The 21,661-nt window shown below is 40.5% G+C and carries 22 protein-coding genes; 7 read left to right on the top strand and 15 right to left on the bottom strand.

What is annotated here, in order from left to right; translation table 11 throughout:
* Window positions 1–537: 537 nt before the first annotated feature.
* Genes EAX61_RS08545 through EAX61_RS08535 form a run of 3 tightly spaced genes read right to left on the bottom strand, consistent with a single transcriptional unit; the run spans window position 538 to window position 2,424 of the window.
* Complete coding sequence (locus EAX61_RS08545; RefSeq protein WP_121917271.1) at window positions 538–1,194, bottom strand: CoA transferase subunit B; 657 nt, start codon at window positions 1,192–1,194, stop codon at window positions 538–540.
* A gap of 60 nt (window positions 1,195–1,254) precedes the next feature.
* The gene (locus EAX61_RS08540) at window positions 1,255–1,668 is read right to left on the bottom strand and encodes a VOC family protein (protein ID WP_121917270.1); all 414 of its coding nucleotides are present in this window, start codon (window positions 1,666–1,668) and stop codon (window positions 1,255–1,257) included.
* Window positions 1,669–1,719: 51 nt separating this feature from the next.
* Entirely contained in the window at window positions 1,720–2,424 is a 705-nt protein-coding gene (locus tag EAX61_RS08535) for a CoA transferase subunit A (protein ID WP_121917269.1), read from the bottom strand.
* A gap of 182 nt (window positions 2,425–2,606) precedes the next feature.
* Between EAX61_RS08535 and EAX61_RS08530 the strand changes: the two genes are divergently transcribed.
* Window positions 2,607–3,509, top strand: a complete 903-nt coding sequence (locus EAX61_RS08530; protein WP_121917395.1) for a histone deacetylase family protein — start codon at window positions 2,607–2,609, stop codon at window positions 3,507–3,509.
* A 3-nt stretch (window positions 3,510–3,512) separates the two neighbouring features.
* Here the strand turns inward: EAX61_RS08530 and EAX61_RS08525 are convergent, their stop codons facing one another.
* The 6 genes from EAX61_RS08525 to EAX61_RS08500 all read right to left on the bottom strand — a co-directional run bounded on the left by EAX61_RS08525 (window position 3,513) and on the right by EAX61_RS08500 (window position 10,804).
* The gene (locus EAX61_RS08525; RefSeq protein WP_121917268.1) at window positions 3,513–4,310 is read right to left on the bottom strand and encodes a tryptophan-rich sensory protein; all 798 of its coding nucleotides are present in this window, start codon (window positions 4,308–4,310) and stop codon (window positions 3,513–3,515) included.
* Window positions 4,311–4,385: 75 nt separating this feature from the next.
* Window positions 4,386–5,813, bottom strand: a complete 1,428-nt coding sequence (locus tag EAX61_RS08520) for a pyridoxal phosphate-dependent decarboxylase family protein (protein WP_121917267.1) — start codon at window positions 5,811–5,813, stop codon at window positions 4,386–4,388.
* 108 nt (window positions 5,814–5,921) lie between these two features.
* Window positions 5,922–6,554: a ligase-associated DNA damage response endonuclease PdeM gene (pdeM, locus tag EAX61_RS08515; protein ID WP_121917266.1), complete on the bottom strand. Its 633-nt coding sequence runs from the start codon at window positions 6,552–6,554 to the stop codon at window positions 5,922–5,924.
* Window positions 6,555–6,653: 99 nt separating this feature from the next.
* Window positions 6,654–8,996, bottom strand: coding sequence for a penicillin-binding protein 1A (locus EAX61_RS08510; RefSeq protein ID WP_121917265.1), 2,343 nt, complete (start codon window positions 8,994–8,996; stop codon window positions 6,654–6,656).
* Window positions 8,997–9,000: 4 nt separating this feature from the next.
* Window positions 9,001–9,483 (bottom strand): gliding motility lipoprotein GldH, encoded by a 483-nt coding sequence (locus EAX61_RS08505; protein WP_121917264.1) that lies wholly within the window; start codon window positions 9,481–9,483, stop codon window positions 9,001–9,003.
* Window positions 9,476–10,804 (bottom strand): PSP1 domain-containing protein, encoded by a 1,329-nt coding sequence (locus tag EAX61_RS08500; protein ID WP_121917263.1) that lies wholly within the window; start codon window positions 10,802–10,804, stop codon window positions 9,476–9,478. Before EAX61_RS08500 ends, EAX61_RS08505 begins: the two co-directional genes overlap by 8 nt.
* A gap of 248 nt (window positions 10,805–11,052) precedes the next feature.
* On the opposite strand from EAX61_RS08500, the gene EAX61_RS08495 reads away from it, so the two are divergent.
* Window positions 11,053–12,459, top strand: a complete 1,407-nt coding sequence (locus EAX61_RS08495; protein WP_121917262.1) for a peptidoglycan DD-metalloendopeptidase family protein — start codon at window positions 11,053–11,055, stop codon at window positions 12,457–12,459.
* 70 nt (window positions 12,460–12,529) lie between these two features.
* On the opposite strand, the gene trhO is transcribed toward EAX61_RS08495, so the two are convergent.
* Window positions 12,530–13,567 (bottom strand): oxygen-dependent tRNA uridine(34) hydroxylase TrhO, encoded by a 1,038-nt coding sequence (gene trhO / locus EAX61_RS08490; protein ID WP_121917261.1) that lies wholly within the window; start codon window positions 13,565–13,567, stop codon window positions 12,530–12,532.
* 27 nt (window positions 13,568–13,594) lie between these two features.
* On the opposite strand from trhO, the gene EAX61_RS16460 reads away from it, so the two are divergent.
* On the top strand, window positions 13,595–13,759 hold the full coding sequence (locus tag EAX61_RS16460) for a hypothetical protein (RefSeq protein WP_161555211.1): 165 nt from the start codon (window positions 13,595–13,597) through the stop codon (window positions 13,757–13,759).
* Window positions 13,760–13,778: 19 nt separating this feature from the next.
* Window positions 13,779–14,177, top strand: coding sequence for a DoxX family membrane protein (locus EAX61_RS08485; protein ID WP_121917260.1), 399 nt, complete (start codon window positions 13,779–13,781; stop codon window positions 14,175–14,177).
* On the opposite strand, the gene EAX61_RS08480 is transcribed toward EAX61_RS08485, so the two are convergent.
* Genes EAX61_RS08480 through EAX61_RS08470 form a run of 3 tightly spaced genes read right to left on the bottom strand, consistent with a single transcriptional unit; the run spans window position 14,166 to window position 16,578 of the window.
* The gene (locus tag EAX61_RS08480; protein WP_121917259.1) at window positions 14,166–15,329 is read right to left on the bottom strand and encodes a GNAT family N-acetyltransferase; all 1,164 of its coding nucleotides are present in this window, start codon (window positions 15,327–15,329) and stop codon (window positions 14,166–14,168) included. The two genes, EAX61_RS08485 and EAX61_RS08480, sit on opposite strands and share 12 nt — an antisense overlap.
* Complete coding sequence (locus EAX61_RS08475) at window positions 15,310–16,218, bottom strand: DMT family transporter (RefSeq protein ID WP_121917258.1); 909 nt, start codon at window positions 16,216–16,218, stop codon at window positions 15,310–15,312. The genes EAX61_RS08480 and EAX61_RS08475 overlap by 20 nt, the downstream gene beginning before the upstream one ends.
* Window positions 16,219–16,224: 6 nt before the next feature.
* A complete protein-coding gene (locus EAX61_RS08470) occupies window positions 16,225–16,578 on the bottom strand; it encodes an arsenate reductase family protein (protein WP_121917257.1) in 354 nt (117 codons plus the stop codon).
* 104 nt (window positions 16,579–16,682) lie between these two features.
* On the opposite strand from EAX61_RS08470, the gene EAX61_RS08465 reads away from it, so the two are divergent.
* Window positions 16,683–17,147: a DinB family protein gene (locus EAX61_RS08465; RefSeq protein WP_121917256.1), complete on the top strand. Its 465-nt coding sequence runs from the start codon at window positions 16,683–16,685 to the stop codon at window positions 17,145–17,147.
* Here EAX61_RS08465 and EAX61_RS08460 read toward each other — a convergent pair.
* Complete coding sequence (locus tag EAX61_RS08460; RefSeq protein ID WP_121917255.1) at window positions 17,137–17,904, bottom strand: DUF3298 and DUF4163 domain-containing protein; 768 nt, start codon at window positions 17,902–17,904, stop codon at window positions 17,137–17,139. The genes EAX61_RS08465 and EAX61_RS08460 overlap by 11 nt on opposite strands.
* Window positions 17,905–17,978: 74 nt before the next feature.
* Here EAX61_RS08460 and EAX61_RS08455 point away from each other — a divergent pair, with 74 nt between their 5' ends.
* The gene (locus tag EAX61_RS08455) at window positions 17,979–19,127 is read left to right on the top strand and encodes a cystathionine gamma-synthase (protein ID WP_283806742.1); all 1,149 of its coding nucleotides are present in this window, start codon (window positions 17,979–17,981) and stop codon (window positions 19,125–19,127) included.
* 87 nt (window positions 19,128–19,214) lie between these two features.
* Here EAX61_RS08455 and EAX61_RS08450 read toward each other — a convergent pair whose 3' ends face one another.
* The gene (locus EAX61_RS08450) at window positions 19,215–20,045 is read right to left on the bottom strand and encodes a THC0290_0291 family protein (protein ID WP_121917253.1); all 831 of its coding nucleotides are present in this window, start codon (window positions 20,043–20,045) and stop codon (window positions 19,215–19,217) included.
* Window positions 20,046–20,261: 216 nt separating this feature from the next.
* Here EAX61_RS08450 and gdhA point away from each other — a divergent pair, with 216 nt between their 5' ends.
* Window positions 20,262–21,605, top strand: a complete 1,344-nt coding sequence (gene gdhA, locus EAX61_RS08445) for an NADP-specific glutamate dehydrogenase (protein ID WP_121917252.1) — start codon at window positions 20,262–20,264, stop codon at window positions 21,603–21,605.
* The last annotated feature ends 56 nt before the right edge of the window (window positions 21,606–21,661 follow it).

The raw sequence follows: 21,661 nt of genomic DNA, 5'->3' as shown, positions 1-21,661 counted from the left end.
ATAAAAATACCTTCTTAGCGAGATGGGCGCAATTGCCTACAAATTGAAAAGCTTCTTTTGTGTTTTGGGCTAGCGTTCTTAATGTTTGCATCTGTAGGATATTTTGACAAAAATTTAAAAACAAAATCCGCAGGGCTCCCCCCGCGGATTTCTAACAAATCATAACTCGTAACACTCGTATGAGGTATCAAAGTTATACTTTCTGATGATACACAATCGCAACGTGGGGGCGAAGCGTTTATGTTTTCATCACTATTTCAATTATGTTTTTGGGGACTGCTAAAGTAGCATAAAAATCCAATCCACCAAACTTTATTCTTAATTTTTATAGATAAATGTTAAAAAAACGTGTATTTCATCGAAAATATTACGTTTTTAATCGGATAAAAATGAATCAAAAGATTAAAAGTAGATTTTGACGTCCAAATGCATAGGCCCCATTTTGATCCTTTTCAACACTTTTAAGAGCGGGTACTCACTAAAAATCCCAAGATCAAAATTTTGATCTTGGGATTTTTAACTAGTTATTGTGTAATCTCAAAATTGCATCTCAGGAATTCCCCCCCCTACTATTAAATTTCCTTCTGTAGATTTATCTATCTCCTCTACCGAAACTCCTGGAGCTCTTTCTAAAAGTTTGAAACCTCCATCCACTACTTCAAGCACTGCTAGATTTGTAACGATTTTCTTAACGCACTTTACTCCCGTAAGTGGGAGACTGCATTTTTTTAGAAGTTTAGATTCACCAGCTCTGTTCGTATGCATCATCGCAACAATGATATTTTCGGCACTGGCTACAAGATCCATGGCCCCGCCCATACCTTTTACCATCTTACCGGGAATTTTCCAATTTGCAATATCACCATCTTGAGAAACTTCCATGGCGCCTAATATAGTGAGGTCCACATGTTGCCCGCGTATCATCCCAAAACTTGTAGCACTGTCAAAAAAGCTTGCTCCAGGTAAAGTGGTTATCGTTTGCTTTCCAGCATTAATCACATCTGCATCTTCTTCACCTGCATACGGGAATGGACCCATCCCCAGGACGCCATTCTCACTTTGAAATTCCACGTCAATATCCTCCCGCACATAATTTGCTACGAGCGTAGGAATCCCGATACCTAGATTTACGTAGTACCCATCCTTTACCTCTCTTGCAATGCGTTGTGCAATTTGATTCTTATCTAAAGCCATAATTTTATTTTAAAGTTTCCGCTATTGCGAAATTTATCTCGAATTTATTTTGGGAGCACACTAAACATTAAATTCTAGTAATTGTATATAATTCCCATTGTCATCGTCAAAAACGGCGTCAAACCCATAATCCGTTTTTGTGAGTTCCTTTTTAAAAGTGACCCCTTTTTCCTTAAGCTCCTTAACTGTTTTCTCAATATCCATTGCGCTAAAAGATATTATAGGATAACCCATTTTATAGATTTGCGCTTTAAATTTTTTAGCAATTTCAATACCTCCGGGTTCTGTAGGTTCAAGTAGGATGTTTACCCCATCTGGATCTAATGGCGATTTTACAATCGCGAGATAATTAACAGGGTCGTACATCACCTCTTCAAAACCTAAAACTTCTGTATAATAAGTAAAGGCCTTTACAGGGTCAGCTACAAGAACACTCACCATTGCAACTTTCATAGGATGTTTCATTCGTGACATCGTATTTTGGTTTTACTAGAGAACTTTAAAAGAGCGATAGATGCCTTAAACTTATGTCGTCTTTTCTCTCACTGTGCGTTGCTCGATACGCTTTTCGTAGTCTTTTCCTTCAAAAATGCGTTGTACAAAAATCCCTGGAATATGGATTTGATTTGGGTCTAGTTCACCCACAAGGACTAGTTCCTCTACTTCGGCAACGGTGATTCTTGCAGCTCCACACATATTCGGATTAAAGTTGCGTGCAGTTCCTTTAAAAATAAGATTACCAGCGGCATCACCTTTCCAAGCTTTTACAAAAGCAAAATCGGCATCAAAGGCATATTCTAGTATGTGCATTTTTCCGTTAAATTCACGAGATTCTTTTCCTTCGGCCACCTCAGTCCCGTATCCCGCAGGAGTCCAGAAAGCTGGAAAACCTCCCTGTGCCGCTCTGCAACGTTCTGCCAGTGTACCTTGCGGAATAAGCTCTACATCGAGTTCGCCGCTGAGCATCTGTCGTTCAAACTCTGCATTTTCTCCTACATAGGAGGACACCATTTTCTTGATTTGCTTTTTCTGCAGTAAAAGTCCTAGCCCAAAATCATCAACACCTGCATTATTAGAAATGCAGGTAAGGTTATCTACATTGAGCTTTACAAGCTCTGCAATGGCATTTTCTGGGATTCCACTCAACCCAAAACCTCCCAGCATCATCGTCATCCCGCTTTTAACACCTTTTAAGGCTTCGGTTACATTGGCTACTTTTTTTGTAATCATCTATTCTGTTATTTGACTTAAAAATACGAATAAATATTATGGCGCTTTTAATTTTTAGTGAGGCGATATTGACCCTATTATACCTTTTACAAAGGTTCTATTCTTTAAATTCCTTTAAAACGGTTGCGAGAAAAATAGTAGCGCCTGTATCTTTGAGAACAGACCAGAATCTATACACATTAATGCTCAAAATCGCCTTCCACCCCATCTACAAACACCCACTCCCAGAAGGACACCGCTTCCCGATGGAAAAATACGACTTGCTCCCCCGCCAACTCAAACACGAAGGTACTTGTAGCGAAGACAATCTTTTTGCTCCAGAGAAAGTAAGAGACGAGCACGTACTCCGCTGTCATACTCAAGAGTATTTTGAAAATCTAAAAGCGCTTAATATCACTCCAAAAGCACAACGGAAGACTGGGTTTCCGCTTTCGCAGGAGCTAGTAGACCGTGAACTTATCATTACCCAAGGAACTATAGACGGTTGCCACTACGCCCTAGAAAATGGCATCGCAATGAACATTGCGGGCGGTACTCATCACGCCTACACCGACCACGGTGAGGCTTTTTGCTTGTTAAACGACCAAGCTGTGGGCGCGCGCTATTTACAATCCCAAAACCTTGCTGAAAAAATACTGATTGTAGACCTAGACGTGCATCAAGGCAACGGCACGGCAGAAATATTTCAAGATGATGAGTCCGTTTTCACCTTCTCTATGCACGGCAAGGCAAACTATCCCTTTAAAAAAGAAACTTCAGACCTCGACATTGCCTTAGAAACCAATACGGAAGATGAGGAATACTTGAAAATTTTAAAAGAAACCCTACCAAAACTCATTAAAGAGCAACAACCCGACTTTATTTTCTATCTGTGTGGAGTGGATATTTTGGCAAGTGATAAGCTGGGAAAATTAGGCTGTTCTATTGAAGGATGCAAAGAGCGCGACCGCTTTGTCCTACAGACGTGTCACGACTTAAAAATCCCTGTACAATGCAGTATGGGTGGTGGATATTCTCCAGATATCAAGGTCATTATAGATGCGCACGCAAACACCTTTAGGCTGGCGCAAGAGATCTATTTTTAGAAACTACCCTTGCAGTCGCTCTTTCAATTTTATATGGGGCGCAGTATCGCGATTACTAAAACCGTGCAATCCCACAATTACAAATAAAACGATGGCCCCTAAAAGTGCATAATATGCCACACTCTCCAGACTGTCCTTATGTCTTACAAATATGGCGATAAGCGCCCAGATGGCCACTCCAGCAAACTCCCTCATATTGCGCAACCAGACCATAAGAACGTTTACCAAGACCGCAATTGTAATCATCACCATTGTCCAGATGATTTGATTGAGTTCGCTCCCGCCCATATCCATACTCACTAGAAAAGCGCTCACATTTGCAATAGTCGCAACGGCAATCCACCCAGAATAAATACAGATAGGCCACCAGACAAAGGCGATAACCTCAATGGGCGCATCCCAGCGTTCCATATTTGTTTTTCTGACGATCTGTAACAAACTCACTAAAATACCTAACATAATAATCACAGAAAGTCCCACGTAGCCATACATAAAAGCAACGACCCAAGCCGAGTTAAAAACATTTGCGAGTGCAAACCACCATCCCGTTTGTTCTATAAATGGCGACTCTTTCTTGCTAAAAAAAGCGCGCCTTATTTGAAAAATGGAGTACCCCACAAGCATCAAAAAGATTAGCCCCCAAATTGCAAAGGCGTAACCCGCCGGTGTAAAAAGATTGCTATACTGGTCAGACATCTCGCCTATGGTCGTATCATTCCACCGTTGGGATTGGGAGAATCCGTTTACGGCAAGCACAAGGATGACAGAAAGTGCGTTTACAATAGCGTAGGTTTTTTTCATAATGCCCAAAATTTTATATAAAGGTAATTACGCTTTCGCGAAAGCGTACCCAAAATTATCCTAAGAATTTACAGCTCAACCCTCTATCTCTGAAGCAAAACGCTCGCACAAAGCCAAAGTATCCTTCACATCCTGAAACGTCGTGCGCGGATTTATCAAGCACATACGCAACACCACCTGCCCGTTGAGCACCGTGGTGACCAGTTGTGCCTCTCGAGAATCCATCACGGCCCCAGAAATTTTTTGATTTAACGCATCAAGTTGTTTTTCCGAATAGCTGTTCCCTATAGGATTAAATCTAAAGTTTATTATAGCGAGCGTGGCAGGAGAAACCACTTCCCATTTGGCACTTTTCCGGAGGAAACGTTCGGTTTTTTCGGCGATTTCTATGTTGTAGGTGATGGCGTTTCTAAAGGCCTTGAGGCCAAAAGTCTTGATGGATATATAAAACTTTAAAGCGCGGAAACGTCTGGTGAGTTGCACGCCGTGGTCGTAAAAATTGATTTCAGATTCGTTACCCTCAATATCTCTTAAATACTCAGGCTTCTCAACAAAAGTGCTCTTTAAGTGTTTGTGATGTCTTATGAGGAGGCATCCCATTTCATACGGTTGAAAAAACCACTTGTGCGGGTCTACGGTGAGTGAATCTGCCTTTGAAATGCCTTTGAGGAGCTGTTTACCGTTTTTGGCAAGAATGGCCGCGCCACCGTACGCTCCATCTATATGAAACCAAAGATCCTCTGCCTTACAGATTTTTGAAATATCTCCCAGCGGGTCTACAGTTCCCGTGTTTGTCGTTCCCGCTGTCGCTATGACACAAAAAGGTTGATAGCCTTCCAGTCTATCTCTAGCGATGGCACTTTTTAACTTTATGGTTGAAAATTTGAACTCAGAATCTGTTGGGATGAGTCGTATTTGCTCTTTAAGAAATCCAATAATTCGTAGCGCCTTAATGTTAGAAGAGTGCGCTTGGTCAGAAAGATAGATAACCGCCTTAGAGAAATCGTCTCCACATTTTACTCGTCTTGCGGTAACGATTGCCGTCAGATTTGCCATAGAGCCACCGCTTGTAAAAATCCCACCTCCCTTTTTTACAGGAAAACCAAAAATCTTGAGCAACCAACTTATCGTCACAATTTCTAACTCAGCTGCAGGTGGTGATTGCGACCAGCCTCCGCCAAAAATATTGAATCCAGTGGCCAGCGTATCTGCCATCGCACTAATATAGTTGCTCGGTCCCGGCACAAATGAAAATGCTTTGGGATGTGAGGGAATGGCACTCTTTTTCATCACTTTTTCCACCACAAAATCGAGTACCTCCTGTGGGTCAGAAGATTTTTCTGGAGCTTCTTCTAAAAAGAGTGTATCCATCTCTTCTCGCGTTCCAGAAGCATTGGGCTGTTTTTCTCGTTGCGTATGAAAATGCTCTACAACCGTATCTACAATACTGTAGCCGTAGCTTCTCATTTCTTCGGCAGAGAGCTCTAAAGTGTCTTTATTCATCATTCTCTTTTAGGGAATGACAAAGGTAGACTATTGCTCAGACCATTAAAAATAATGAAGGTGTTGTGTTGTGGGGATTCCGCTTTCGCGAAAGCGTAAGAAAAAAACCTATTCCACAAGAATTACCTCATCTGGGGTCACGACAAAAATCTCATCTCCATCCTTTGGCTCTAGCATGTAATTCCCTGTAAATTCTCCAAATGCCGGTAATATCATCTGACTAGGCTTCTTAAAAAAGCAAGGCATCTTGAGAATTTGCCTCCCCATACCCTTAAGTCGAACGCCTGGGTGTATATGACCACAAAAATTAAACAGATTTTCTCGTTCCTCGGGATGATGCGTGAGTAAGAAGCTTTCTAGAATACGCTCCTCATATAATGTAATACCAAGCTTCTCAAAGCGCAACGGCGATATAATATCGTGGTTTCCTATGACGAGTGAAAGTTCTGTCTCCTGACGCTGTACCCATTGTTCAAAATGCAACCACTCTGTATTAAGAGTGGAATGAAAAAGGTCGCCGAGAAAACAAATTTCCTTTGCCTCACAACAGTCAATTGCTGTGTCCAATTGTTCAAAGTTCTTTGAAATAGCTTCTTGAGGAACGGCACTCCCGTGCTTTCTAAAATGAGCTACTTTTCCCAAATGCACATCTGCAATGAGAAGCATTGCTCGCTCTTCCCAAAACATTGTGCCCGTAGGCTGTAGTCTAAACGTATTGTTGTGTATGGAAATGGTTGTCATAAAAGCGTGCCGCTTTTCCTAATATTAAGCGATCATCGAATATAGATTTCATCCAGAAGCAAGCCTCATTAAATTTAATCCCAGGGTATCATTACGCGGTTAAAAGAAATCTTCAAGTTCCTCTGGAAGCTCGTCACTTACACCTTCAGAATTGTACTTGTCACAATCTATTTCAATAGTAAGGTTATCTGGTTTTTCAAAGGCATCATCAGAGATTTCTAGATCTTTATCCTTATAAACATCTCTCATATACATTCCCCATATAGGTAATGCCATTGTCGCTCCCTGCCCGTAACGCAAGCTTGGGAAATGAACTGCGCGATCATCTCCTCCTACCCAAACGCCCGTCACAAGGTTAGGGACTATTCCCATAAACCAACCGTCAGATTGATTCTGAGTAGTTCCTGTTTTTCCTGCGATAGGGTTTGTAAATCCGTAAGGATATCCCGTAACTGCTTTTTTATAATCGGCGCGGTTAGATGCCCACGTTGTTCTCAATCGTTGTCCAGAACCTGCTTGAGTCACGCCTTCCATAAGTTGCAGGGTTACATAGGCCGCCTCTGCACTTAATACATCGCGTGTCTCCGGTACGTGTTGATATAAGATTGTTCCATTTTTATCCTGAATGGTACTTACGATTTGTGGTGTCACATAAACACCTTGATTTGCAAATGCAGAGTAGGCACTTACCATTTCGTACAAGCTCAAATCTGCAGTTCCCAAAGCAATAGATGGAACTTCTGGGATATTCTTTGTGTCGATACCTAGCTTTTCTACAAGCTCTAGAACTGGTCGTGGCCCCACTTTGTCCATAAGTCTGGCAGAAACTGTATTTACAGATTGTGCTAGCGCTTTTTTCATTGTTATCATCCCACCGTATTCTCCTCCGGAGTTTTTAGGAGCCCAGTCTTTTGTGTTTCCGTGTTTTCCAGCTGGAATACTATAAATGGTGTTAGGCAAAGTATCGCAAGGCGACAAGTGTAACTGGTCTACGGCAGTTGCATATAAGAAAGGTTTAAAGGTTGAACCTACCTGACGTTTTCCTGTCTGTACGTGGTCGTATTGGAAGTGTTGCATATTAATTCCCCCTACCCAAGCACGTACTTCTCCTGTTTGTGGTACCATAGACATCACACCTGTGCGTAAGAAACGCTTGTAATATCTAATAGAATCCTTAGGGGTCATTATGGTATCGATGTTACCTTGCCAAGAGAAAATACTCATATCCGTTTTTACATCAAACGACTTCCGTATTTCTTCTTCGCTTTTTCCTTCACGAGCCATAAGTCTCCATCTGGAGGAAGATTTCATTGCTCTTTCAAAAATGAGGTCTATTTCGGACTCATCTATATCTCTAAATGGAGCCGTTTTGTTCTTCTCATTCTGACTATCGAATTCCGCTTGTAGCTTTGACATATGCTTTGCTACAGCTTCTTCGGCCATTTTTTGCATACGACTGTCTATAGTCGTCGTAATGGTGAGACCATCCCGATAGATATTGTAGTATTCTAAGTTTCCATCTGCATCCTCTCCTTTCGGGTTTTCTTCAATCCACTCTGCAAGGAACTTCTTGAGGTTTTCCCTAAAGTACGTCGCAATCCCATCTGCGTGACCTTCTGGGGTGAACTTCACCTCCATAGGCAACGCCTGTAGGGAATCCTTTTCGGCAGTAGTAATCATACCGTTAATCTCCATCTGCTTGAAGACCTGATTTCTTCTCCCCAGTGATTTTTCTCTTGAAATGGTGCGGTAAGGATTGTATTGTCTCGGATTTTTAAGCATTGCCACAAAAACAGCGCTCTCGTGCAGTTCTAAATCTTGTACTTCCTTATTAAAATAAATACGAGAAGCACTACTGATCCCAATGGCATTAAAAAGAAATCCTTGCTTGTTTAAGTACATCGCAATGATTTCTTGCTTGGTGTACTGACGCTCAAGTCGCGTAGATATCACATACTCCTTTACTTTCTGAATAAGCCGCTCAAATGTGGAGCTAGGAGGATTAGAAAACAAAAGCTTTGCCAGTTGTTGCGTCACCGTACTTGCACCACCTTTTTGTCCCAGATATGCTACGGCTCGTGTAGTACCCCAAAAATCAATTCCAGAATGCTCATAGTATCTCTCATCTTCTGTAGCGACAAGTGCATCTACAAGGTTTTGAGGTAGATCTTCATATTTAATCGGTGTACGGTTTTCATTATAATACGTACCAAGCTGTTTCCCATCAACAGATAAAATCTTTGTCGCAAGGTTACTCTCCGGGTTTTCTAATTCCTCAAAGGTGGGCAACTCGCCAAAAACATTCCAACTCGCGAGCAAGAACAATAAAACAAAAGCTAGCACTCCTCCTAGAAAGAGTCCCCAGAACCATTTTATGTATCTCGTAAAAGAGTTTCCAGCCACTGCTGTTTTCTTTTTTGTTGTTTTTTTCTGCTGTGCCATTAATTTATTCCGCTTGACGTTCTATACGTAATCCTATTTCGGTGATTCCTTTTAATTTTTGGTCTGCCGCGACATTTCCGTTTGCGCGCATTGCTTGTTCTATGGTAACGGTGTAGGTTCCGCTTTCGCGAAAGCGTACTCCTTCCTTATACCACAATTTATTTTCCTTTATATCTCCTATACCTTTACCTAAGAGCTCCCCCGAGGGTTCGGCCATTTTGTACTCTAATGTGTCCGTCTCAACCTTGCCGTTAGGGTAACCCATACGCGTTATCAAAAAAAGATTACTATAAGCGTACTCGTGATTTACACGCATAGTAATAAAGGTATTATATGATGCAACACTATCTAGCTCTGGTAATTTAAAAGTAACTGGCTCCTGTTTGTCCCAACCACCATTTAAAGTCTCGTAACTAGTATAAATACTGGCATCGTCACAGGAAACAGAAAACGCCAAAACAATAATCAAACCTAAAAAGCTACGCATCTGTACCTGGTTTTGGTTTACGTGGAGTATCACGCCTGCGCGTTTTAGGTTGCGATGTCTTGCGCTTTGTATCCATGCTGGATTGCTGGTCATTGTTACGCTTTGGTCTCGGCCCCTTTGGGTTATCTTTTGTACGTTCCTGCCTCGCTTTTGGATTTCTTTGATTTCCTTTTTGAGCAGTTGCGGGTTGTTTTTTCTTTCGGTTATTGCGACGTTTTTTATGGGTCTTGGGTTGATCAAAACGGGTTAAACTGTCTTGTCCTACAACGTTACCAAAATCGATTTTAGTGTCTGCAATAAGTTCGGCGGCAAATTCTTCTAGGCTAGCTATAGGTTCTTTGGCACGGTTTGCAGCAATAATCTCGTTTGCGTGAGCGGTGGTGAGCTTGTGCCAGTTCATCCATTCTCCTTCATAAGCATACCAAAGTTCGCCCCGGAAAATGTCAATTTTCTGGCAAACGGCAATCCCCTTCTGAGTATATAATTTTTGATCTGTTTTAGGAAAATCCTTGAGCGCATCCATATAAGCATCCAGCTCATAGTTAAGACAACATTTAAGTTTCCCGCATTGCCCAGCAAGCTTTTGCGGATTGAGAGAAAGTTGCTGGTATCGCGCTGCACTTGTGGTTACCGATCTAAAATCTGTTAACCAAGTAGAGCAACACAACTCGCGGCCACAAGAACCTATGCCACCCAGACGGGAAGCTTCCTGGCGCAGACCAATCTGTCGCATCTCGATCCTCGTTCTAAATTCTTGAGCAAACTCCTTGATAAGCTGTCTAAAATCTACACGATCTTCTGCCGTGTAGTAAAAAGTACATTTAGAACCGTCACCCTGAAACTCGATATCCGAGATTTTCATCTGTAAGTCCAGCCGTATGGCAATTTGCCTTGCCTTAACTTTCATCGGCTCTTCTTTCTCACGTGCCGTTGTCCAGATGTCGATATCACGTTGAGAAGCCTTGCGGTATATTTTAAGCGTTTCGTCTGTATCTGCTTTGACCTTCTTACGCTTCATTTGTACTCGTACAAGTTCTCCGGTGAGTGTTACCATTCCTACATCGTGACCAGATGCAGCCTCTGTCGCCACAATATCACCAATACTTAATTGTAAGTTCTCACTATTTTTATAGTAATCTTTTCTACCGTTTTTAAAGCGTACTTCCGCATAGTTGAAAGGTTCTTGCCCTTCAGGAAGTTGCATATTAGACAGCCAGTCAAAAACGGTAAGTTTATTACATCCATCGGTACCGCAGGTACCATTATTCTTGCAGCCTTTAGGTTGCCCATCGGCACCCGTACCGCAATTTCCACACGCCATATTCTATCTATATATTGAGGTAAGCCCCTAAAAACGTGTTACTAACACCCGATTATAAGTTGCATTACTCGTGATTATTATTATATTTGGTAATCAAAGTCCGTTAAAGATAGTATTTTTAAGACATCTTTATCTTCATATTTTGAGGAGTGTATCGTTGTTATCCACAAATGATGTAACGATTACGCTTTGCGCGAAATAAATTAAGCATAAATCGCGGAAACAAAATTATACTAATACGACGACCTATGAAACATTTTACCCACCGAGCTTTAGCTGTCGCTATCCTCCTTTTTTCTGGACTTGCGATGTATGGACAACGCTCTGTAGTGCCTCAAGGAGGTGAGTTACATCCTAATCCAGAAGGTGTTCCCTGCCTTACTGACGAAGATTATGACTTTTATCACCAAGCCGTTGCAGAAAATATAACAAATCTCGAGGCACAAAATAAACGTGCCTTTAATGTAAATAGAGCTTCCCAGCAAGTTCTTTTTGACTGGCCTATAGCTCAAGCAGATGGTTTTGATTACAATAGCACGTGGGCAATTTCAAACTACGTAGATCATAATACATCCTTCCCAAATCAAATTTCAGATTGGGATTGTGGTACACGCTCATATGATACTGGAGGTGGTTATAATCATCAAGGAATTGACATTTATACTTGGCCTTTCTGGTGGAAACAAATGGACGAAGATCAAACAAATATCATTGCAGCACAAGCTGGCCAGATTGTTTACAAAAACGATGGTTCCTTTGATCGTAATTGTGCCTTTAATAATGATCAATGGAATGCCGTATATGTAGAACATAGTGATGGAAGCATAGCTTGGTATGGACATATGAAAGACGGAAGTCTTACCACAAAAAGTGTAGGCGATATGGTAGAGATAGGAGAATACCTAGGAGTTATAGGAAGCTCTGGAAACTCAACAGGGCCGCATTTACATATGGAAATATATGATAGTAACAACAACCTCATAGACCCTTATGATGGGAATTGCAATGATCTTAATTCTTCTACTTGGTGGAGCGAACAAAAACCATATTACAATCCAAAAATCAATACATTACTCACACACAGCGCTCCACCTCAATTTAATTTTAATCAATGTGGCGTGACAGAAGTTCCCAATGATAGTGATCAGTTTACCCCGGGTGATGATGTAATTGTGGCAGCCTACTATCGTGCACAACAGAATGGGACATCTGTTTCTTACAACGTAAAAGACGGCAATGGCGATACCGTTGCTGCTTGGACACAGGACTTTACAGACACCTTTGGCTCTTCTTACTGGTATTATACGGTTCCTACCACATCTGTAGAAGGAGTTTGGGAATTTAGCGCATCCTATGAGGGAGAAACGGTAACTAAGACTTTTAACGTAGGGCAACTTTCAGTTACTGATGAGGCTCTTATCCAGCTAGAGGCATACCCAAACCCAGCAAGTGATCAAATAAATATTCAAGCAGCTGTTCCATTAAGATCCCTTGTTCTTTATGATATTTCTGGAAGAATTCTTTCTCAAGAGCAAGCTGTAAATGACTTTAAATCTACTATCGACCTTTCGGCGTATGCAGCTGGCGTTTATTTTATAAATGCTAATGCACTTAACAGTGATGCGCAAATGACGATACGGGTTGTAAAACAATAAGCTTATTATTGTATATAATAAAACGGGCAGCAAAAATTTGCTGCCCGTTCTTTTTTAATCATTTTTAAAATTAAGTCTTCTTCTGGAATTTCAACTTCTCAGAGCGTCCTTTCTTAAATATTTTATTACTGTTTCCTTTACCGCTACGTAATGCCTTTTGCTCCTCGTAAGGAAGTCTATTTATCTCCATACAATCCGTACTACAGCAATTTTCCATTACCGCTGCACATTCTTCACATTGTATAAAAAGCAAGTGACAGGCCTCGTTTGCACAATTCTCATGAGTATCACAAGGCTTACCGCATTGATGACAATTGGAAATTACATCATCAGAAATACGTTCACCACGACGATGGTCAAAAACGAAGTTCTTTCCCTTAAATTTATTCTCTAGATGTTGTGACTTTACTTGGCGCGCATACTCGATAATTCCACCTTCCAACTGGTACACATTTTTAAAGCCCTTGTGTTTAAAATAGGCACTCGCTTTCTCACATCGTATGCCACCTGTACAATACATCACAAGTTTCTTGTCTTCCTTGTGGTCTTTTAAATCTTCTTCGATGATATCTAATGAGTCTCTAAATGTATCTACATCTGGAGTAACGGCATTTTTAAAATGGCCGATCTCACTCTCGTAATGATTGCGCATATCTACCAAAACAGTATTGTCATCCTCAATAAGTTCATTAAAAGCTGCCGCATCTACGTGCACTCCTTTATTAGTAACATCAAAGGTTTCATCATTCAGTCCATCTGCTACAATCTTGTTGCGCACTTTTACTTTAAGTTTTAAGAAAGATTTGTTGTCTTGCTCTATCGCAATGTTGAGACGCACATTTTCAAGAAAATCGATACCGTCTAGAAAATCTTTAAATTCATTGAACCGCTTTGCAGGAACCGAAAGTTGGGCGTTGATACCCTCGTGAGCCACATAAATGCGCCCTAAGACTTCCATTGCATCCCAAGCAATGAATAAGTGATTTCTAAATATTTCTGGATTCCCAATACGGGCATACTGATAGAAAGACAGCGTAAATCGTTCCTCTCCCGCTTTGTCGATGAGGGCTGCTCTTTCAATAGCGCTTAGTCTGTTGTACAGTTGCATGCTATACTTTTTTAAGGGTTATGAAAAATGAGGTGCAAAGATAGGGAAAAGACTGCAGGAAGCAGGAAGCAGGAAGCAGGAAGCAGGGAGATGGGAGATGGGAGATGGGAGATGGGAGATGGGAGATCTAAAGAAGTAAGTACTTTGCTGTTTGTAAGGGGCTTTCTGTATTTTCGTCTTAAGACAACATAATAACCAAAAACCAACTAATATGAAAATTGTAAATTTAATCATCCGCGTAGGACTCGGTCTTTTGCTCCTCACCTTTGGACTCAATAAATTTTTCTGGTTTATGCCTGACTTTGATTTTACGGGCTACCCAGAAGCAGAACATCTCTTTAGAGCACTTCGTTTTTCTGGGCAGGAAGCTACTGGAAAAGGATATGTTATGGGTCTTGTGGGCTTTACAGAGGTCCTTGTAGGATTGTTACTGGTTATTAAGAAATGGGTGCCACTCGCACTTGTAATACTCGTTCCCATTTCGGTAAATATTGTCTTGTTTCACGCATTTGTAAATCTTCCTAATATAGGACCAGCACTTTTAGTTGCAGTTTTAAATGGATATTTAATGTACAAGTACTGGAATCACTATAGACCATTATTTGCTTAGTGACTTAAATGGCGTATGCTGTTTGAACTCTGTCATTTTAATCTGGCGAATTAAAGGTTTAAACAGCATATTTGCTACAGAACGTTTGTGTTTAACATAACAGCGTAAATGCTCTGGAACAGCACCTAATGTGCTCTTAATTTCAGCGGCGGTCCGTCCTAGATTTACCTCTGCAACACCTAAATCGATTGCCATTCTCACATAATCATTGAGCATACGCGGGTAAATGGCAAACTGTTTATTGTACTCATAATCTATCCCGATAAAATGTGCATCTAGTTGCTTTCCGACCTTAAATCCGGTTGCAAAGCCCACTAATTCTTGATCTTTCCAATAGGTGTTGAAAATTAAATTTTTACCGAAGGCATCTTTTAACTGGACATAGGTTTCAATATTGAGTTTGCCTGCATTAAAAGTGGCTCCTTCTGTTACGTTACTGTATAATTCTTCAAGTCGTTTTTTGTGTTCTAAAATTTCTGCAGAGTTCAAATGCTTAACGATCAGAGACGCACTTGTCGTGTCTGCCTTGTTCACCTTGACACGGTATTTTGACTTTAGACTTTCTTTATATCTCTCAAAACTTGGCCAATTTATCGCTAGTCTCATGTTCGGCTCCATCGTAAATGATTGAAACTGGTGTTGCTCAGCTACGTTTGCGTAGGCATCTTCTTGTGCATTGAAGTCCTTGAGGAAAAAAACATTGCTGGAACGCTGAGTTTTGAGACTTTTGAACTCCCGAAATAAGTTCGGGGCAAGTTTTCGCGAAAGCGTATCGTACACCATTCTCTTAGAAAATCCATTTTTTACATACAACCCAAAAGAACCGCTCAAGAAAATGTTCCCGCAAACTAGAACTCGGGATTTTCTGTTGTTAAGATAGCATTGCACTGACCTCGCAATCCTATCCGAAAGCGGAAGATTCTCTATAGCATTGTCTAGTGCTACATCCATTTGTTGTAAAATGGCAAGCGCAACAGGACTCTTATCCTCGTAAAAAAGCAAGTATGAAAAGGAGATGTGAGGATTTGAGGTTTCAAAAGCGGCGAGAAAATGCCTTGAAAAATAGAAACTATGGTCGCAACCTAAAGTCCTAAAAGTATCCTCTGACACTTCAGAAATAGAGAAACAATACTTAGTTTTTAATACCTTCAACAGCCTTCTTGTTTTTTCTTGTACTCAAATATACGCCTAAGAAAATAAGTGCGGCCGCAAGAACACGGATGGTTGTAAGAGAATCTGCGCCCAAAAGTATTGCCACTAAAGTTGCAATAACGGGCTGCAAATAAATAAAAGCTCCTATTGTCGAAGGACGTAATTGCTTTAACGCAAAAACATTAAAAAGATACGTAAGATAGGTCGTCCCTATGACTACAAACGCCATCACACCCATTACCCGAGGAGGCAGCTCCGTCCATTGTACTTCCAGGAATTGGGGTAGCGCGACAGGTGCATTTGTAAATACCGCGATTAAAAAGAACCATTTCATTAAGGTTACAGACGAATATTTTGCAGTTAAGGGTTTTACCAAAACAAGATAAAAAGAATATGCCGTCGCATTAATAATAAACAAAATATTGCCCAGCGGTATATTAGGCGCATTTTCCTGCTGCTGCGCTCCAAATAAAATCAGGACTAACGCTCCAACAAGTCCAATCACGATTCCTGCCCCTTTAAGTAAGGTGATTTTTTCTTTAAGCATAAAGGCTGAAAGAATGAGCAATATCACAGGTGAAAGTGTAATAACAACACTACTATTAATAGGAGTCGATAGCTCTAATCCCTTAAAAAACATCAACATATTAATGGTCATCCCAAAGAGAGCACATAGAATCATTCTCCACCAGTCTTTACGGTAAATCTTCTCGCGAGGAAAAAATAAACTCGTAATCCAGAACAAAACAGCCGCGCCCAAAACCCTCAGCATTATAAACCCATATGCTTGAATATAGGTAGGCATTAAATCTTTGGCAAGGGTGTGGTTTACCCCGTAAATAAAACTAGCGCCAAAGGCTGCAAGAAACGCAAGGTGGCGCTTAGACATAAAACGTTATTTAGAAAATGCTTCTGTCGCAGCAGCGACTACTTTTTTACTATTCCCTACCAAAATCTCATCGTTTACAATCATCACAGGACGTTTAAGGAAGGTGTAATGTTCTAGAATCAATCGTTTATAATCATCTTCGGATAAATTTTGCTCGTTGAGTCCTCGCTGTCGGTACAATTGTGCCCGCTTGCTGAATAATGCTTCATAAGTGCCGACCATAGCCTTCATTTCCTCTAGCTGCTCTTCAGTAATAGCCTCAGTTTTTATGTCTTGTAAAATGACATCGTCGCTTGGGTTTATTTCCTTGATAATACGCTGGCAAGTGTTACAAGTGCTTAAGTGGTATATTTTCTTCATAATGATAATCGATTAAAAAAATGATAGCGTTTAATCTTTTTTTCAAGTGCAAAAATACCTTCTCTCATTTCAGATTTGGGTATTTTTAGAAAAAATTAAACAGTATGGACTACTCTTTTGATATTAATTTAAAAAACAGAAAAATATTAGAACGCTTTATAGACGGCCACACGCTGGCGCAGCTCAATGCAATTCCGTCAGGTTTTAATAATAATATTATCTGGAATATCGGTCACTCACTTGCTACACAACAATTACTTACTTACGGACTTTCTGGGCTCACGCCTAAAATCCCAATGGATTTTATAAGTAGCTATAAAAAAGGAACAAAACCAGAGCGCACCGTTACTCAAGACGAAGTAGATAGTATTAAAGAGATGCTCTATACTACGCTACAGCAACTAGAAGCAGACTATAATGCTGGCGTATTTAAAGACTTTAAAGAGTACACCCTATCGACTACCGGAGGTGTGCTTTCTAAGGTGGAGCACGCGATTGAGTTCAACAATTTTCACGAGGGATTACATTTAGGATGTTGTATCCAGCTTTCACGTTTAGTTAAAAGCTAAGATACGCTTCGGCAGTTTCCCAGGGGATAATGATTTCTTGTGCGCCGTCTGCATATGCAGAGACTTCATAAGAATTGTAATAAAGTACCATTCCCTCGTCTGTAAAACCTATGTTTTCAGGTAATGCAAACACATCGTCTTCAAACATAAATCCTGTGCTGTTTATGGATGCTCCATCAGGTATTTCTTGTTGGGTGCGGAATTCCGCTTTCGCGAAAGCGGTAAACGCCTCCACATCTTTAAACAGTTCTGGGATGGTCATTTCGGCACCGGTCTTGACATTAAAATTTTGAAAAAGTACGCCACCATATCCGTGTGCTCCACCTGAAAATTGATAAAAATTGGTTTGTATACTTAACACCTCATCTGAGGTATAGGTGGGCGTAAGAATCATTTCTAGCTCGTGCTGAGCAGACATTATAGAGTCTTCTGGATATGCGGTCTGGCTGTTATTTAAATAAACTTCGGCAGCTTGTTGTATCGTCTCGGACTGCTGCCCATCGATAACCAACTGAGAGATGAATTGTTTCTTAATGGTGAGATTTACCGTTTCGGTGAGGGATTTTGGGGAAGTGAGCTCAAAATAATCTAAGAACAAGGTGGGACATTGCTCATCTACACATTCCTTAAAGTCTTCTGTTTGTATAGTAATGGGCTTAAAATCATATATAACTGCCTCTTTACAACTTGAAAAAAAGAAAAACAGAATTAAAGTGACGATAGAAATACGCATACTGTAGCAAGGGGTGTTAATCATAGCCTAAAGGTAGGAGCAATTTTGGGATTGCACAAAGGGAGTGGTACATTTATAACTCGAGTAAGACACTACAAATTACATTTATGAAATTTAACACAAAGACCATTCACGGCAAGCAACATCCAGATAAAGCCTATGGAGCAGTTATGACTCCTATTTATCAGACCTCAACGTACGCACAGTCTGCTCCTGGCGACCATAAAGGCTATGCTTATAGTCGTTCTAAAAATCCTACACGCCACGCCCTAGAGGAAGCTTTTGCAAGTATTGAAAATGGTGAATTTGGGTTGGCCTTTGGTTCTGGGCTTGCGGCTATAGATGCTATTATAAAATTGCTCGATCCAGGAGACGAGGTTATATCTACCAGCGACCTTTACGGAGGAACCTACAGATTATTTACCAACATTTTTAAAAAATGGGGGATTAAGTTTCATTTTGTTAAGATGCAAAATGCAGAAAATATTGCAAACTATGTAACTAATAATACAAAACTCATCTGGGTAGAAACCCCTACGAACCCTATGATGAACATCATAGATATTAAAGCGGTTGCACACGTTGCCAAAGCGCATAACATCCTCCTAGCGGTAGATAATACATTTGCCACACCTTACCTACAACAGCCATTAGACTTAGGAGCAGACATCGTGATGCACAGCGCTACAAAGTATATAGGAGGGCACAGCGATCTCGTTTTAGGAGCTCTTGTTGTAAAAGATAAAAAACTTGCAGAAAGGCTATATTTTATTCAAAATGCCAGCGGTGCTATTTGCGGCCCGCAAGACAGTTTTCTAGCTCTGAGAGGTATCAAAACTTTGCATGTACGAATGCAGCGCCATTGTGAAAATGGAAAAGCCATAGCTCACTATCTAAAAAACCATCCTAAAGTAAATAAAGTGTACTGGCCTGGTTTTGAAGATCACCCCAATCACCATATTGCAAAGGATCAGATGAGCGATTTCGGAGGGATGATGTCCTTTTCAACTAAGGAAGACTCGCTCGCGGGAGCGTTACAGATTTTAAAAAAATTTAAAATAATAACACTTGCTGAAAGTTTAGGAGGTGTAGAATCTCTTGCTGGACATCCAGCAACAATGACCCACGGCTCTATTCCCAAAAAAGAACGTGAGGAATTAGGCATAAGCGATTCTTTAATCAGATTAAGTGTAGGCATTGAAGATGAAGAAGACTTAATAAACGATCTTAAACAAGCGTTGGGATAAGCACCCGCTGCTTTGTAAACAAACAACAGCCTCTAAAGTAGGAGGCTGTTTTATTTTTATCTTGCTTTCGCGAAAGCTTAAACACCTTTAATCTAAGTAATAAATATACCCTACATTTAACCAGAAAATCCAATCGTTTGCTCTGTTAACTGGTCTCGGATCTGGATTTAAACCGTCTACCCAGTTACTCGTATAGTAGTGCCATCTCGCATCCAGAAGCAAATCGCTGTAGGCGCTTAATTTATAACGTATTCCTGTGCTGAAGGTAATTGCCCAAGTAGAACCTGGACTATCATCTAATCCTCCGAATTTTCCATCACCTGGAAGAAAACCTTGAAAAAATACAGATTCAAATTGGCCGGTGTTTGGATTCTGAACTTGAGAATTTAAACCGTTATAATTTTCAAAATCTGAACTTATTTCTGGATTGTAAGACACAAAATGTGCCCCAAAACTAAAATATGGAGCAATTTTATAAACCCCTGCGGCAAAATCGCGAATACTCATAGGAAAATACTCTAGTTGAGTACCTAATTCAAGAACCTTTGCCTTACCATTATGATTCCTTAGCTTTAGACCTCCAAAATCATCATCACTTGCTTCCGGTCCAAAATTGTTAAGATTTGTCACGTGATAATCTATCTCATTGCGCACCTTAAAATGGTCATTAAAGTAGGTGTCGCGAGAGTAACAGTTACAGTCTGCACGATAAGAGAAATTGAGATAGTGAACGATTCCAATTCCAAAACCAACATTTCCTGCGTTAGTTTCAAAATCACTTCGCTCACCATAATCGGATTGAAAAGCCACAGGACCGGTAATAAAACCGATCTCGTGAGAAAATCCAAATTGCGCTTTTAACTCTGTATGAGTCAAAAACAACATTAAAATTGCCAATGGTAGGTATTTGGCTTTCATAGGAGGGGTAGTTTGAGACAGCGACAAATATATAAAATCTAGCGACACAGGGAAATTTTTACTACCCTATACCGACCTGAAAGTGGAAAATCCTAAAAATACATACATATTTTTACGAAAATCGAAAAATAAAAGAGCAAAATCTTAGGATAACTTATATTTGCATTATTAAAAAACGTTTAAAAACGACATTAATTATATACAACCTAAAACATTATGTCAGACAGTATTAAAAACTTTGTCGACCGCGTTGCTCAAAGCAACCCAAACGAGCCTGAATTTATGCAGGCAGTACATGAAGTTGCCGAGGCGGTTATCCCATTTATAGAAAAGAATAAAAAATATCAAGGAAAACATTTACTTGAAAGAATGGTGGAACCTGAGCGTACCATCATTTTTAGAGTCCCTTGGACAGATGCAGATGGTAATATCCAGGTAAACAGAGGGTATCGTGTAGAGTTTAATAGCGCGATAGGTCCTTATAAAGGAGGTTTACGGTTTCACCCATCTGTAAACTTGAGTATCCTAAAATTCTTAGGTTTTGAGCAAGTGTATAAAAATAGCCTTACAACCCTTCCTATGGGAGGAGGTAAGGGAGGATCTGATTTTGACCCAAAAGGAAAAACTGATAACGAGGTGATGCGTTTTTGTCAGAGCTTTATGACTGAGCTTTCACGTCATATAGGGCCTGATACGGATGTCCCAGCAGGAGACATAGGCGTGGGTGGTCGTGAGATAGGATATATGTTTGGTCAGTACAAGAGACTACGCAATGAGTTTACAGGTGTACTTACCGGAAAAGGTCTTTCTTACGGAGGTTCCTTAATGCGTCCAGAAGCAACAGGATACGGGAACGTATACTTTGCCCAAAGTATGTTAAAAACTAAAGGAGAGAGCTTTGATGGAAAAACAGTTGTAATTTCAGGTTCTGGAAATGTAGCTCAATATGCTGCAGAAAAAGCAATCTCTTTAGGAGCAAAAGTAGTTACACTTTCAGATTCTAGCGGTTTTATACACGACAAAGACGGCATTGATCAAGAGAAGCTTGACTACATTATGGAAATTAAGAATGAACGTCGTGGTCGTATCAAGGAGTATTTAGATAAATATAGTGATGCCGAATATCACGAGGGCAAAACACCTTGGGGCATCAAATGTGACATTGCCCTTCCTTGCGCAACACAAAACGAACTTCAAGAAGAAGATGCTAAAACACTTGTAGATAATGGATGTATCTGCGTAGGGGAAGGAGCAAATATGCCCTCTACACCAGAAGCTATTGCTGTATTTACAAAAGCAAAGATTCTTTTCTCGCCTGGAAAGGCATCTAACGCTGGTGGTGTTGCCACTTCGGGACTTGAAATGTCCCAAAACAGTCTTAGATATAGCTGGACTGCCGAAGAAGTGGACGAAAAACTTCACAAAATTATGCTGGACATACACGAAGCTTGCGTCCAGTACGGAAAAGATGACTCTGGCTATGTAGATTATGTAAAAGGAGCAAACATTGCTGGCTTTGTAAAGGTTGCAGATGCGATGCTGGCTCAGGGAGTTGTTTAACCCTTCAGCTTTTAAATATTTAAGGACGGCTTCTAGTCGTCCTTTTTTTATTCTGT

It is taken from the genome of Dokdonia sinensis (genome assembly GCF_003688895.1).
GTDB classification, from domain to species: Bacteria; Bacteroidota; Bacteroidia; order Flavobacteriales; family Flavobacteriaceae; genus Dokdonia; species Dokdonia sinensis.
The sequence above is the reverse complement of the archived record's forward strand: the minus strand, read 5'-3'. Positions and strand labels throughout refer to the sequence as shown.